The organism is Parafrankia sp. EUN1f (genome assembly GCF_000177675.1).
In the GTDB taxonomy this organism is placed as follows: Bacteria; Actinomycetota; Actinomycetes; order Frankiales; family Frankiaceae; genus Parafrankia.
Genome location: NZ_ADGX01000196.1, coordinates 1 through 14,405, shown reverse-complemented (window position 1 = coordinate 14,405; position 14,405 = coordinate 1). Strand labels below are relative to the sequence as shown.

General features: G+C 68.1%; 10 protein-coding genes and 4 pseudogenes. 8 read left to right on the top strand and 6 right to left on the bottom strand.

The window, feature by feature from the left end; all coding sequences use genetic code 11:
- Positions 1-902, bottom strand: a 902-nt coding sequence (locus FREUN1FDRAFT_RS34280; RefSeq protein ID WP_006544960.1) for a PAS domain-containing protein, incomplete at its 3' end; no start/stop codon positions are given.
- Positions 903-1,940: 1,038 nt separating this feature from the next.
- Between FREUN1FDRAFT_RS34280 and FREUN1FDRAFT_RS34275 the strand changes: the two genes are divergently transcribed.
- Together FREUN1FDRAFT_RS34275 and FREUN1FDRAFT_RS34270 are read left to right on the top strand one after the other, a co-directional pair.
- Positions 1,941-2,282: a helix-turn-helix transcriptional regulator gene (locus FREUN1FDRAFT_RS34275; RefSeq protein WP_006544959.1), complete on the top strand. Its 342-nt coding sequence runs from the start codon at positions 1,941-1,943 to the stop codon at positions 2,280-2,282.
- Between the two features lie 55 nt (positions 2,283-2,337).
- Positions 2,338-3,567 (top strand): hypothetical protein, encoded by a 1,230-nt coding sequence (locus FREUN1FDRAFT_RS34270; RefSeq protein WP_035956408.1) that lies wholly within the window; start codon positions 2,338-2,340, stop codon positions 3,565-3,567.
- A gap of 496 nt (positions 3,568-4,063) precedes the next feature.
- Here FREUN1FDRAFT_RS34270 and FREUN1FDRAFT_RS44545 read toward each other — a convergent pair whose 3' ends face one another.
- Positions 4,064-4,504, bottom strand: a complete 441-nt coding sequence (locus FREUN1FDRAFT_RS44545) for a hypothetical protein (RefSeq protein ID WP_035956397.1) — start codon at positions 4,502-4,504, stop codon at positions 4,064-4,066.
- A 428-nt stretch (positions 4,505-4,932) separates the two neighbouring features.
- Between FREUN1FDRAFT_RS44545 and FREUN1FDRAFT_RS34255 the strand changes: the two genes are divergently transcribed.
- The 5 genes from FREUN1FDRAFT_RS34255 to FREUN1FDRAFT_RS42405 all read left to right on the top strand — a co-directional run bounded on the left by FREUN1FDRAFT_RS34255 (position 4,933) and on the right by FREUN1FDRAFT_RS42405 (position 11,368).
- Complete coding sequence (locus tag FREUN1FDRAFT_RS34255) at positions 4,933-6,747, top strand: phosphoenolpyruvate carboxykinase (GTP) (RefSeq protein ID WP_006544956.1); 1,815 nt, start codon at positions 4,933-4,935, stop codon at positions 6,745-6,747.
- Between the two features lie 263 nt (positions 6,748-7,010).
- The gene (locus FREUN1FDRAFT_RS34250; RefSeq protein WP_006544955.1) at positions 7,011-7,343 is read left to right on the top strand and encodes a helix-turn-helix transcriptional regulator; all 333 of its coding nucleotides are present in this window, start codon (positions 7,011-7,013) and stop codon (positions 7,341-7,343) included.
- A gap of 334 nt (positions 7,344-7,677) precedes the next feature.
- Positions 7,678-8,880, top strand: a complete 1,203-nt coding sequence (gene rpoD / locus FREUN1FDRAFT_RS34245) for an RNA polymerase sigma factor RpoD (protein ID WP_006544954.1) — start codon at positions 7,678-7,680, stop codon at positions 8,878-8,880.
- Between the two features lie 437 nt (positions 8,881-9,317).
- The gene (locus FREUN1FDRAFT_RS34240; RefSeq protein WP_006544953.1) at positions 9,318-11,087 is read left to right on the top strand and encodes a SulP family inorganic anion transporter; all 1,770 of its coding nucleotides are present in this window, start codon (positions 9,318-9,320) and stop codon (positions 11,085-11,087) included.
- Between the two features lie 59 nt (positions 11,088-11,146).
- The gene (locus FREUN1FDRAFT_RS42405) at positions 11,147-11,368 is read left to right on the top strand and encodes a DUF3073 family protein (protein ID WP_369809847.1); all 222 of its coding nucleotides are present in this window, start codon (positions 11,147-11,149) and stop codon (positions 11,366-11,368) included.
- A 35-nt stretch (positions 11,369-11,403) separates the two neighbouring features.
- Here the strand turns inward: FREUN1FDRAFT_RS42405 and FREUN1FDRAFT_RS45530 are convergent.
- The 4 pseudogenes from FREUN1FDRAFT_RS45530 to FREUN1FDRAFT_RS34235 all read right to left on the bottom strand — a co-directional run.
- A pseudogene (locus tag FREUN1FDRAFT_RS45530) lies at positions 11,404-11,577 on the bottom strand (IS256 family transposase); the annotation flags it as partial.
- A 52-nt stretch (positions 11,578-11,629) separates the two neighbouring features.
- A pseudogene (locus FREUN1FDRAFT_RS45525) lies at positions 11,630-11,790 on the bottom strand (IS6 family transposase); the annotation flags it as partial.
- Positions 11,780-12,418: pseudogene (locus FREUN1FDRAFT_RS47795) on the bottom strand (reverse transcriptase/maturase family protein); the annotation flags it as partial. The pseudogenes FREUN1FDRAFT_RS45525 and FREUN1FDRAFT_RS47795, both read right to left, overlap by 11 nt.
- Positions 12,419-12,974: 556 nt before the next feature.
- A pseudogene (locus FREUN1FDRAFT_RS34235) lies at positions 12,975-13,154 on the bottom strand (IS6 family transposase); the annotation flags it as partial.
- A 286-nt stretch (positions 13,155-13,440) separates the two neighbouring features.
- Here FREUN1FDRAFT_RS34235 and FREUN1FDRAFT_RS34230 point away from each other — a divergent pair.
- Positions 13,441-14,405 (top strand): IS110 family transposase (locus FREUN1FDRAFT_RS34230; RefSeq protein ID WP_232295546.1); only part of this gene is annotated, 965 nt, incomplete at its 3' end.

Genomic DNA, 14,405 nt, shown 5'->3' with positions numbered 1-14,405 from the left:
CTGGTCGTGATCTCGGCGCTGGCCGCCAGCCAGGCCCGGCCCCGCTCTGCCCGCTGGCAGAGCGTGCGTGCTTCTCTCTCGGCCCGGCGCAGGTCGCTGATGTCGGTGAAGACGAGCGCGAGCATCTCCTCACCACCCCGCAGCCAAGGGATCACCGTGATCCGCATCGACCGGGCGAGACCGTGCTCTCCCCTCAGGTCAAGATCGCCGACCTGGGTGTGGTGGGTGCGCAACGCGGCCGCGATCATCCCCCATTCGCCGTCCAGCGAGCGCTGGTGCGAGCCAGCCGGCGACAGCCGCTCCGTCAGCTGAGCGAGACGGTCTCCGACGAGCTGGGGCACACCGGCGATCTCGTCGATGAGCGGTGAACCACGCCACAGCCGCAGGTCGGCGTCATAGACCGCCACCCCTACCGGCAGCTCGCCTGCGGGTACCCCGGCAGACACCAGTTCCAGCAGCGCGGCGTGCTCCCTGATGGTCTTCTCGTCGCGGCGGGCGGCAGTGACGTCCAGGATCGTCCCGATGTTGCCGACCACCGCGCCGGCCGTGTCCCGCACGACGGTGGCTCTGATCTGGACCCGGCGGTAGCTTCCGTCCCGGGTCCGATAACGGGTCTCGTGGTGACAGTGGTCGGCACCGCCCGCGACTGCGCTCATGAACAGCGTGGCGGTGTATTCGACCTCGTCAGGGTGGACATAGTCCAGGAACCGGGCTCGCAGGCTGGTGGCGATGTCGAAACCGGTCAGGGTCGTCCACGCCCGGTTCAGATAGGTCCAACGGCCCTCGGCATCAGTCCGGAACACCACCTCGCTCAGAGAATCCAGCAGATCCTCGGCATCGCAACAGCGGGCCGTATCCTCACCGTGCCCCGCCCCGGTCCGCCACGAATCCTGGCGCCGCATAGCCCTCCTTGATCCAGACGTCACAGACGGTCCCTTCCCCACAACAGCGGATCCCCTCACGCCGGCGGGCTGGCTCGGCCCGCCGAACGTCCCCGACCGGGGGCATCTGCCGACCAGCGGCCGGCGGAAACACCCGCAAAAACCTGACGCGGTCCCACGCCCTACGCGCCACGTGGCTGACGCGCCACAGCCCCGGCAGCCCTTCTATCTGGGCTTTCTGCCCATCATCCAGGCACCTCAGATGCACAAATCACATCCATGCAGCACGTGCATCAACCGTCCACTGCCACGACACCGCAGACCACACGCGGCCACGCACACCGCATCCCACTCGAGACCTGCAGCCGTACCCCGACCCCTGACGGCCGCCTCGACGACGAGGCCTGCTCAGGCCCCGACAAGGCGGGCGCCACGCCGGCCCAGACAGTCCGGATCGTCACGCGGCTCGCCCCAGTGGTGCCGCCTGCAGGGCGACCACGCCACGCGAGAGCGCCGCACCTCTGCGGCTGCGGCGCATCACCGTCCGGGCCGGAGGCGGCACCGACAACCGTGTACCGGTCGTGGCGGTCAACGATGGAAGACCGATCGCCTCCCTGACGATACTTTCACCTCCGCCATATAGGAGTATTTATCTAATTCGAGAGCCACTATCGGCGTGCAAACTCGACGCGTGGCGGCTCTGGCCGTCGGCCGTGCGGATCAGCAGAGGCGATTGGGAGCCGCTGCACCGCCCGCCGGGCGGCGACAGCGTCGGCAGGCACCTGCGACGGCCGCCACCCATCCGCCCCGGGATGACCCACGGAGATCCCCACGGCCGTCTCAGTCGCTCCACCCGCTGGCGGTTGTCGCCGGTCCGGTGCCGGGTGCGGACAACAGGCACCCGTCGCCAGATCCCCTACGATGCCTAGTTGCCGAATTCTGCAACTTCTAAGATGATGCAGCTGTGATGCTGCTGGACGGCCGCGCGAGGGGGGCGGCTGGGCGGGCTGGCGTCATGGACCGCGAACGTGGCTGTGCTGACCGGGAGGGGGTACGCCGGTGGGGGTTCCGCTACATCAGGTGAAGGCGGAGTTCTTTCGCATGCTGGGGCATCCGGTACGCATCCGGGTGCTGGAGCTGCTGGTGGAGGGTCCGAAGCCGGTACGGGACCTACTCGCCGCGATCGAGGTGGAGCCGCCGAACCTGTCCCAGCACCTCGCGGTGTTGCGCCGCTCGGGCATCGTGACGGCGACCCGAGAGGGGCCGACCGTGGTGTACGCGCTCGCGGGTGGGGATGTGGCCGATCTGATGAGGGCGGCGCGGCGGATCCTGACGGAGTTGGCGGCGGGGCAGGTCGGGTTGTTGGAGCAGTTGCGCGAGGCGGAAGCCAGCCGGTCATGACAGCGCCAAGACCGACGCTGCCGGCTCGGCGAGCGGGAGTCGTGGGGACGGTCACGTGACGACCCGCGGATCGGCCCGGGTGAATCCGGCGTTCGGTCTCGCGGTGTATGTGTCCGCGCAGGCCCGGCCGGCTGTCGAGGCCGTCCTCGCACAGGCCCCGGGCGTGGTGGTTGTGCAGGCGGATGATCCCGGTCCGGACGGCTGTCGACGAATCACCGTGGACGCGGACAGCGGTTCGACCCTGTTGTGGCTGGTACACGCTCTGCGGGAGGCATTGGGGTCCGAGCTTCTCCACACCGAGGATCCGGTGTTCGCGGTCGCGTCCACGGGGAAGCTCGGTCAGTCGCTGCGGGCGTCGACCGCGACGGGGCGGGACCTGGCGTTGTTGGATGTGGACGCGGACCGTCGCGTGGTCCGTCATCTGTCCACGCATCCGGGGCAGACCGACAGGTTCAGCGGCCGGGCCCGCAGAGTGGCCCTGCTCAGCGATGCCAGCGCGGTGCTGGACTTCGAGCCGTTACCAGCCGAGGCCGCGTTGCCGGCGGTGGAGTCCCAGGCGGTCCACCTGCACCGTGAGACCGGTTTCGATGTTGTTCCGATCCCGATCACGGTCGGCGGTCCCGACGAGCTCGCCTCCCTGGTCCGCATGATGGATGCGGGATTCGGTGCGTCGGTGCTGGTTCACACGCATGTCCGCCATGTCGAGGCGGTTCGCGCCGCCGTGCGGTCCGGTCCCGCGCCGTACCCGGTGCTCCTCGACACCATCAACGATGGCTTCGCCGTGGCGGCCGCGGCGGCCGCCTTGAACCATTCGCGGCTCCGGGGCATCGGACCGGGGCAGGCTCGGGTGGCCGTCGTGGACCCGCACCGTGGTGGGGATCTCGCCGGTCTCCTGCTGGCCGCCGGCATCGGTGATCTGATGTTGTATGACCCGGTCATCTATGGTGTGCAGCTTCTGCACCAGCTCGCGGACCGCCTCGATCTCATCGTTGACCTGATCGGGCTGGCGGCACCCCCCGCAGGCCCCGCGGTGTTGCGCGCCCGGCCCGAGGTACCGCCCCGTCTCACACAGGCGACCACGCAGCCACGGCCCTTGCACGCATTACCGGGCCTGCTGCGCGCCGCCGTCACCGCCCGCCGCTCGATCACCATGGCTGCTCGCGTCGCCGCGGTCCACGCTGTGGCGGAGCAGGCTCCCTTCCGCTCCCTGCTCCCACGACCGGATGACCCCCGTCTCCTGTCAGCCGTTTCGGACGCCGCCCTGTCAGTACTGTCCGCACCCTGACCGCGACGGACCCGCACGACCACCCACATCCACGACCACCACTTGCAGACATGCGCAATTCAACATTTGACATTGTGGGAGTCACTGACACCTCATGGCTACCTCTGCGCGGAGCGCCGCCTGTCCGCAGGTCCGGTCCGTCTCCCCCGCCCCCGAGGCGACGCGGTGACCACGGGGCTTGTCCCACAGGCAGGCTCACGTGGCACGTTCCTCCCCGGCCCGGACGGCCTGGCCGCGTGGCGTCGCTGGCCGAGTCAGAATTTGCTCGCGGGTGTCACCGCCGCGGTGGTCGCGCTCCCGCTGGCGTGGCGGGTCGGTCTCGCCTCCGGCGCGGGAGCCTCGGCGGGGCTCGTCACCGCCATCGTCGCCGGTGCCGTCGCGGCGACGACCGGAACACACGGCGCGATGCCACGCCGTGTTCGTGACCGGCTCAGCGACTTCCTCGCTCGCGTTCGTGGTGGGGTACCCGCGGACGAAGCCAGTGGCGAGGTCAGCGTTACGGACGTGGGTGCCGACCACCAGGACGACACGGGTGCCGCGGGATGTCCCGCACAGCTGCCGGCCTACTACTCCGCGTTTCCTGATGACCTCGTTGACCGGGGGTGCGGCGGTAGACAGGCCCGTCCGCCCGGTGCGGGGGCCGTGCCATCAGCGGGAGCCGAGCAGCATGCGGGATGTCGAACAGGGTACGCGGCACGATCGTGCGGCTGTTCTTGTACCGGTGGGCACGGGCGCAGGCCGGGCAGCGGGCCTGGTCGACGCAGGCGCTGTCGACCTGGCCGACGAGCACCTGCTGCTGGACGCCGACGAGGACCTGGTGGGCCTCGGCGACCCGCGTCCCGGCGCTGGCCGGACTGAGATCGGACCATCCGAACACGCCGACCTCGACCAGCGCGCGGGCGGCGCCGGCGTCGCGGGTGACGACGAGCCAGCCCACGACCTTCGCGGCATGCAGGGTTCAGGGCGGGCTCGGTGTGCAGGGCGTGATGGACTGGAGCGCGGTCGAAGGCGTCGATACGGCTCCACGCCAGCAGGCTGGCCAGTGTCTTCGCGCTCGTCCGGCGCGTGCGCGCTGGCTGTCGTCGTCGGCCCTGTCGAGCAGTGGGGCCAGAAGCTCGGCATCCGCGCCGCGACCGCAGGCGGCGCGGAGGCGTAGCACAGGGCCAGGAACACCCCTGGACCGCCACCGCCCTCCGGGGGGCAGCGACACGGACCCGGCCGACACAGACCGGATGCTGCCAACCCGATCACGCCACCGGAGCGGGAAGACGCACCCACGTTCGACCTCGCGCCCTTCTATATGACAACTTCGTCAGATAGTTGAGATACAGTTCGGTCATCCGACAGTCTGTCGAAGGAGTGGAGATGCCCGCCACGATCCCGGGCCTGCAAGCGACACCGACGACACATCCGGCGTTGCTGGAGTGGGTCGCCACGATCGCTGATCTCACCCAGCCCGACCGGGTTCACTGGTGCGACGGCAGCGACGCCGAGTACGACCAGCTCTGCGCGGAGCTCGTCGACACGGGCACGTTCCTGCGCCTCGCTGAGGACAGGCGGCCCGGCAGCTACTACGCCGCGAGTGACCCCGGTGACGTCGCTCGCGCCGAGGACCGCACCTTCATCTGCTCGAAGAGCCGCGACGACGCCGGTCCGACGAACAACTGGGCCGACCCGGAGGAGATGCGCAGCACCCTGCGGGGCCTGTTCGCGGGCTGCATGCGTGGCCGCACCATGTACGTCGTCCCGTTCTGCATGGGGCCGCTCGGCTCACCGATCTCCGCGCTCGGCGTCGAGATCACCGACTCGGCCTACGTCGCGGTCTCGATGCGTGTCATGACCCGCATGGGCCAGCCGGCCCTCGACCAGCTCGGACAGGACGGCTTCTTCGTCCCCGCCGTGCACAGCGTCGGCGCGCCACGCCAACCCGGGCAACCCGACGTCGCCTGGCCGTGCAACCCCACCAAGTACATCGTCCACTTCCCCGAGACCCGGGAGATCTGGAGCTACGGCTCCGGCTACGGCGGCAACGCCCTGCTGGGCAAGAAGTGCTATGCGCTACGGATCGCCTCGGTGATGGCCCGCGACGACGGCTGGCTCGCCGAGCACATGCTGATCCTCAAACTCACCGGGCCCGATGGGAACATCCATTACATCGCGGCCGGTTTCCCCAGCGCCTGCGGCAAGACCAACCTCGCCATGCTCGTCCCGACCGTCCCCGGCTGGAAGGTCGAGACCGTCGGGGACGACATCGCCTGGATGCGCTTCGGAGACGACGGACGGCTCTACGCGGTCAACCCCGAGGCCGGCTTCTTCGGCGTCGCGCCGGGCACCGGCCGGGCGACCAACCCCAACGCCATCGACACGATCCACAGCAATGCGATCTTCACGAACGTCGCGCGAACCGATGACGGAGATGTGTGGTGGGAAGGACTGACCGAGGACCCCCCGGCGCATCTGCTCGACTGGCAGGGCCGTGACTGGACACCGCGGTCCGTGACGCCCGCGGCGCATCCCAACGCCCGTTTCACCGTCCCTGCCGGCCAATGTCCGACGATCGCCGCGGAATGGGCTGACCCTGCTGGCGTTCCGATCTCGGCGATCCTTTTCGGTGGCCGTCGGGCCACCGCTGTGCCGCTGGTCGTCGAGTCCACCTCCTGGCAGCACGGTGTCTTCCTCGGTGCGACCGTCTCCTCCGAGACCACCGCCGCGGCGGCCGGGATGGTCGGTGAGCTGCGCCGCGACCCGTTCGCCATGCTCCCGTTCTGCGGTTACAACATGGGCGACTACTTCACGCACTGGCTGGCGGTCGGCAGCCGCGCCGGGGCGCGGCTGCCGCGTATCTTCCACGTCAACTGGTTCCGCAAGCACCCTGATACGGGCGCGTACCTGTGGCCTGGTTACGGCGAGAACAGCCGTGTCCTCGCCTGGATCATCGGCCGGCTCGACGGGACCGCCGAGGGGCGGGTGACACCGCTCGGTGTGGTCCCCACCCCCGAAGCGCTCGACGTCACCGGCCTGGACGTGACCGGAGACGACCTGGACCTGCTCCTGTCTGTGGACCGTGCCACCTGGGAACACGAAACCGACATGATCCGGCGATACTTCGTCGACCTTGGCCCCCGCGTGCCCGACGCGCTCTGGGTCGAACTCGCCGCCCTCACCGACCGGCTGCGCTGACACCATGTCCCCCACCTTCCAGCTCAGCCCCCGGGCACCACCACGCTCGATCAGGGCCGCGGATCGACGCTCCGCCCATGCCCCTACCCCCGGTGCGGCTGGCTGTGTCCTGCCAGCAGGGCTGTGCTGGCACCGTCGCCGTCCATGGATGACTGTTCGATCTCTGAACGGCACCACTCCAATCTGATGAAGTCGTAAGATTGTCGAGTCGCATGATGGGCACCATGGCCGACAGACGACTGGGGGCTGGAGGGAGAGGTCATATGGCGACGCCGTTGTACAAGCTGAAGGCGGAGTTCTTCCGGACCCTGGGCCATCCGGCGCGTATCCGGGCATTGGAGCTGCTCAGCGAACGGGAGTGGTCGGTGAGCGAGCTGGTGCCCGAGGTCGGGCTGGAGGCGTCGCATCTGTCCCAGCAGCTCGGGGTCCTGCGCCGCGCCGGGCTGGTGACGACCCGCAAGCAGGGCAACACCGTTTTCTACGCGGTGGCGTCGCCGGAGATCGTGACGTTGCTGGCGGTGGCCCGCTCCATCCTGACCGGCGTGCTCCACGAGCAGGCCGACCTCCTGCGGGACCTCCTCGCCACCGAGCACTGACCATCCCGACGGAGTCAACGACCACACCCGATCACGACCACCGAAACGGTGATCGCCCCTCGAAACACCGAGGGGCTGATGGCCCCAGCCGACAGCCGTCGCGGGGAAAAGCATCCGTGATCGGGTGGCACCTCACGGACATCGTTACGTCCGCCACGCGGAGAGAGGACCTGCTCGGTGGTCGATACTCTGAGCCCCTCGCGTCTTTCCGGAGTCCGCGGGTGCCACGATTCACATCCGTGGCTCGGACCCGTTCCCCGCTGCGAGACACGACACCGCGGGGCCTCCCGGAAACATCCGCGGTCCCCGGTATCAAACATGGATGCTCACTGACATGGGTCGTTCTGTTCACGGACAGGTCGAGGCGCCGCCCACAGATCCGACCGTCTCCGATGCCACCGCGGTGGAAAAGCTTGCAGAATTTATCACCCGGGGGAAGGAGAACGGTTTCGTCACCCCGGAGGACGTTGCCACCGCGCTCCTCGACGCAGAGCTGCCGCCCGAAAACAGCGATGCCGTCCTCCGGCTACTCGCAGACGACGGCATCGAGGTTCTCGACGAGATCGACGACGACGTTCCAGACCCACCTGGCCGGCGTCGCGGCCCAGAGGAACACGCGTCCGCGATGCCAACCTCGGATCCGGTGCGGATGTATCTCAAGACCATCGGCCGGGTGCGACTGCTGACCGCAGCGGAAGAAGTCGACCTCGCGAAGCGGATCGAGGCCGGCCTGTTCGCCTCCGAGAAGCTCGCCGCCACCCGAAAGATCTCCCCCCAACTGCGTCAGGACCTGCAGGCAGTCGAACAGGACGGCCAGATCGCCAAGCGCAAACTGGTGGAGGCGAACCTGCGCCTCGTGGTGTCCATCGCCAAGCGGTACGTCGGCCGCGGCATGCTGCTGCTGGACCTGATCCAGGAGGGCAACCTGGGCCTGATCCGGGCCGTGGAAAAGTTCGACTACACAAAAGGCTACAAGTTCTCCACCTACGCCACCTGGTGGATTCGTCAGGCTGTCACGAGGGCCCTTGCGGACCAGGGGCGTACCATCCGGATCCCGGTACACATGGCCGAAACAGTCAACAAAGTGACCCGGATCCAGCGACAGCTCCTGCAGGAATTAGGCCGGGAGCCGTCACCGGAGGAGATCGGCACACAGATCGACCTCACCGCACACAAAGTGGAGGAAATTCTCAAGATCGCACAGACACCAGTCGCCCTGGAGACCCCGATCGGCGCGGAGCAGGACTCCCAGCTCGGAGACTTCATCGAGGACGACGACGCGATAGCGCCCTTCGAGGCGGCAAGTTCCGTCCTCCTCCAGAAGCACATCGAATCGGTCCTGCACACGCTGCCCGCCCGGGAGAAGAAGGTCATCCAACTCCGGTTCGGCCTGACAGACGGCCAGCCCAGGACCCTGGAGCAGATAGGTCGAGAATTCGGGATTCCCCAGGAAAGGATCCGGCAGATAGAATCAAGAACCCTGGCGAAGCTCAGCCACCCGGCACGTTCACAACGCTTACGCGACTACCTGGCATAACGCCAGGCGGGACCGGAACACAGGGCCTGTCCGTCCAGCCACCGTCGCCGGTAGGAGGAATCCGCGGACACTGTTGAGGCCTGAGGAAGCACCACATACCAGCGGGCCAGCGCTTCGACAGCAACAGCCAGGAGTTCACCGGAGTATCCGCGGCGGCCCCTGGAGCGCGGCGCACGCCGATGGTCACCAAAGCCAGGCTATCGGCCCTCTCCGTCTCCTCCACCGTGTCTTTCGTCGTCCCGACGGTCGAGTTCGGTGCGATCTCCACCATCACACCGACCCGCCCACCCTCTCGCACCCCCCAGCATCGCGAACCGAAGAGAGTTTCAGCTCGTCGTATCCACCCGGACGGATGCGGAGATCCACTCCCCGACGATGATCGGATTGTTCATGTACCCGACCACCCGGCCCGTCCGCAGCACCGCCGCCCTGCCACGATGAGTACCGCCTCCCTGCAGTGGACGGCGTCGCTCGGTCGGTTGCTGCCCGGCCGGGCCGATGCGCTGGCTATGCGCCGCCAACCGGCCCGCGATCTGATCGCGGGGATGACCGTCGCGGTGGTCGCCCTGCCCCTCGCGCTCGGATTCGGTGTCTCCTCCGGCCTGGGCGCAGCCGCGGGACTCGCGACCGCCGTCGTCGCGGGCGCCGTCGCGGCCATTTTCGGCGGGTCCAACCTGCAGGTCTCCGGCCCCACCGGAGCCATGACCGTGGTGCTCGTACCGATCGTGCACGACCACGGTCCGGGTGGCGTCCTGACCGTCGGTCTGCTCGCCGGAATGATCCTGCTCGCGCTCGCCGTCCTGCGCGTCGGCCGCGCGATGCGTTACGTGCCGGCCCCTGTGGTCGAGGGGTTCACCGCAGGTATCGCCGCGGTGATCTTCCTTCAGCAGGTTCCCGCCGCGTTGGGAGTACATCCACAGGACAGGGACACGGTGACCGCTGTCGCCTGGGGGGCCATCACCGACTTCGCCCACCGGCCGCACTGGACCGAGGTCGCGCTCGCCGCCGCCGTCGTGGCGTTCATGCTCGTCGGCGCCCGGCTGCGACCTGCCGTGCCGTTCTCGCTGATCGCCGTCGCCATCACCTCCGTCCTGGTCGCGGCGAGCGGGTGGGGCGTCGCCACTCTGGGCGCGCTGCCCGCGACCCTGCCCAGTCCCTCGCTCGGGTTCCTCGACATCTCCGCCCTCCCGACCCTCGCGGCGTCCGCGGTGGCGGTAGCCGCGCTGGCCGCTTTGGAAAGCCTGCTCTCCGCCAGCGTCGCGGACGCGATGACCTCCCGAGAACAGCACGACCCCGACCGTGAGCTGTTTGGCCAAGGCCTGGCCAACCTCATCGTTCCCCTGTTCGGCGGAGTACCCGCCACCGGCGCGATCGCCCGCACCGCCGTCAACGTCCGCTCCGGAGCGTCCTCACGCCTCGCGGCCCTCACCCACGCCCTACTTCTCGCCGGGATCATGCTCGTGGCGGCGCCCCTCGTCGCGCGCATCCCCCTGGCAGCGCTCGCCGGAGTTCTCCTCGCCACCGCCATACGGATGGTGGAGATCGCCTCACTACGTGCCCTCGGCCGCGCGTCACGCTCCGACGCGGCCGTCATGACGCTGACCGCCGCAGCGACCATCGCTCTCGACCTCGTCGTCGCCGTCCTGCTCGGCCTCGTCGCCGCCGGAGCTCTCGCGCTACGACAGATCGCCCGCAGCGCGCGGCTGGAAGAGGTACCGCTGAACACGGCCGATCACCACGACGCCGACCAGGCCCTGCTCACCGACCACGCGCTGCTCACCGAGCACATCGCCGTCTACCGCATCGACGGACCCATGTTCTTCGCCGCCGCCCACCGCTTCCTTCCCGAACTCACCGCCATCGCAGACGTCAAGGTCCTCATCCTCCGGCTTTCCAAAGTCAGCGCGATCGATGCCACCGGCGCGATCGTCCTACGCGACATCATCGACCGCCTCGAACACCGCGGCACGACCGTCTACCTCTCCGGCCTACGCCCCGAACACACGAAAGCCCTGTCCGCCATCGGCCTGCTCAACCGGCTAGAAAAGCAAGGACACCTGTTCGACTCCGCCGCAGAGGCCATCCAAACCGCCCGAGACCACCTCCACCACACCGGCACCCTCCCGGAACGAGGAGGAACGCTTAAAGCACCAGCCGGGTTCGGCGTCCCGGCGGACGACACGGCTCTTGCTGGTCCCGAAGCGTGATCGGTTGAGTAGCTGCGGCCCAGGTGCGAACACGATCGGGCGAACTTCAGGCACGCGCAATGATGGGAAGGGGTCGTTCCATGGGACGCGGTCGAGCGAAAGCGAAACACACGAAAAGCGCTCGCAAACTCAAATACACCTCCCCCAACCTCGATCTCGACCGACTGCAGTCAGACCTCAGAAGCACCCCCACCCTGGACCATGACGACCACGATGAGCTCCCGCCCCCAGACCCGCAGGAACCCGACACAGCGGAGCACGGCAAGCCGGGGAGTGTCTGACTATCGGTGGATCGGTCGTGGCGGTTGGTGATGGGTCAGTTGGTGATGGTCGGGGTGAGACGGCCCTCGAAGGTGATCGCGAGGGCGTTGAGCGCGGGCTTCCATCTGATCATCCAGCGAGCCCGGCCGCGGCCGGTGGGGTCCAGGGCCCGGGTCGCCAGATAGAGGCACTTCAGCGTGGCTTCCTCGCTGGGGAAGTGGCCGGGCGCTGTTGCATTGGGCGGAGGCGGGGCGTGGTGGAGCCGTCTCGGGCGGGCGGTAGATGGCCAGGGTGAGCTCGGTGAAGGCGGCCGTCAGCCGGTTCCGGGGTTCGCATCGACGCCCAGTTCGTAGTGGCCTCGGCGGATGTTCTGCACGAACGCGTGCCCGGAGCCGATGATCTGTGCGGAGCGGAGGCGTTTCAGGCCGCGCATTGGCCGTAACGGGTGAGACGCCGCTGCCCTGCGGCGCGCCGCTGAGCGTGGCGTTCCACCGCCAGTCCTCCAGGTATCCGGCTTTCAGCATGTTACGCAGTAGCCGTAGGAACCTGTTGTCGTGGATTCTCTCGCCTAGTATCCCCAGCATGACCTCGTGGTCAAGCGTGTCGAAACACGGCGCGATGTCACCCTCGATGAACCAGGTCGTCCCGGTCCAAGTCTTCGCCACATCGCTGAGCGCAGTGTGGCATCCCCGGCCGGAACGAAAACCGTGCGAGCGGTCGGAGAACCTCGGCTCGTAGTACACGGTGAGTAGTAGACGCACCACTTCGCCGACAATCTTGTCCGACCATGACGGCAGGCCCAGGGCTCTCTTCATCCCGTTTTTCTTCGGGATATGGACCCGTCGTACCGGGCTGAATCGGTAGCGCTCGTGGCGCAACGCATCGATGATGCGGTCGATTCTGCCCGTTGACATGCCGTCCGCGGTCTCCCCGTCGGCCCCCGGCGTCATGGCCCCCTTGTTGGAGTACACTCGGCCGTAGGCCAGCAGATACAGGTCCGGATTGTACATCTGTCGGTACAGTTCAGTCAACGACAGGCCGCGCCTGCCGCGTTCACGGAGGACACCCAGTACCGTTTCGGCGTTCTACATTACGCATACCTCGCGGGTTGTGAGTATCCGGCCACCTGGCCCCCTTTGCCCTGTCGACGGTTCTCCCGCCGTCCTTGGTGGGGCGTTACTCCCACGACTACTACGGGGCCTCCGTCGCCGTAGGGTTCGCACCCCGTAGGCGATCCCATGTTCGTCCTTGTCGTACGTACTAGCATGACGTAGGCGGCCCACTCATCTCCTTGAATACCCTCGCTGGGTATCGCTCCACGCTCTGGAGGTTGCGTCGACCCCGGTGGGATGTCGGCGCAGAGCGCGGCACCGGTTACAGACGTCTTTCCGGTGGACGGATCTTTGCATCTTCTGGAGATTGGGCTTCAGGCAATCCAGTTTTCGCCATATCATGCGGGTCCCTCGAACGCCCCGCTCCTTACGCCTGGACACGGTCGCCGATTTCCTGGCATGCTGCTGTCCCCTTGACCTTTCGGCGCAGGGTTAGCCGTCGGGCCCGAGAACATCCCTCCAAGTTCCCCCCCAACTACGCTGGGGATACGACAAGGCGCCTCATGGCGCAACACCGGTAGATCGTGACGTGATCAACCTCGAGGCCTCGTTCGGCGAGCAACTCCTCGACATCCCGGTACGACAGCGCGAACCGCAGATACCAGCGCACCGCGAAGACGATCACCTCGGGCGGGAACCGGAACCCCGCGAACTCCGACGCCGGAACCGGTGGGCAGGCACGACGTCGACGCATCAGTCGATCATGACCGATCGACGGCGGAGGGACAGCGGACTCCGCCGATGCAACTGTGAGTTCATGGTTCGGCCTCGGGCGGTGGCCTGACCCGCGATGCAACTGGCGTGATGCCTTCGCGCTGACCTGTCGGCCGCCGTCCGGGGATGTGTCGACCGGACCGGTGGGCGTGTCCCGACAGGGGCCTTGCCGCTACAAGGCACCATCACAGTTCTGACCGCCCTGCCGGTCCGGCGACGGCTTTCCGTTCCCGAGCCGAGCAGGAGACGAACAGCCCGTGGCCAGCATGCCTCACCCCAAGGAATCAGACCAGAGCGCCGCCGGCGGCGACGATGACGTCGTTCTCGGCGTCGACACCCACAAGGACCTGCACGTCGCCGCGGTCCTCACCCCGGTCGGCGCGCTGCTGGCCAGCGCGACCTTCCCGACCACCGCGGACGGCTATGCGCACCTGCTCGCCTGGGCGCGTGAACACGGAACCCTCCGCAGGGCCGGTGTCGAGGGCACCAGCTCCTACGGCGCCGCCCTGACCCGCCACCTGCTCGCGGCCGGTATCGCCGTGTCCGAGGTCAACCGGCCCGACCGCGCCGCACGCCGACGCCGCGGCAAGACCGACACCCTCGACGCCGAAGCGGCCGCCCGTGCCGTCCTCGCCGGCCAGGCCACCGCGATCGCGAAGACCGGCGACGGACCAGCCGAGATGGCGCGCATGCTTCGGCTGGCCAAGACCTCCGCGGTCAAAGCCCGAACCCAGGCCGTCAACCAGCTCAAAGCCGTCCTGGTTCGCGCCGACCCGGCCCTGCGTGAATCCCTCACAGGACTGGGCCCCATGACCCTCGTCCGACGGTGCGCCGCCCTGGACGACGTCGCACCGCTCGACGCCCCCACCACCGCGCGTTACACGCTACGCCGGCTGGCCACCCGGATCCTGCAGCTCACCGACGAGGTCAACGACCTCAACCGCCAGCTGACCACCCTGCTCACCCGTCACGCACCCGTACTGCTCACCCGCGTCGGCGTGGGACCAGATACAGCCGCGGCCCTCCTCATCGCCGCGGGCGACAACCCGCAACGGCTGGCCAGCGACGCGTCCTTCGCCGCCCTGTGCGGTGTCAGCCCGATCGAAGCGTCATCCGGCAAGACCCACCGTCACCGCCTCAATCGTGGCGGCGACCGCCAGGCCAACGCAGCCCTGCACCGCATTGTCATCACCCGGCTGCGCTGTGACCCCCGCACCCGCGCCTACCAGCA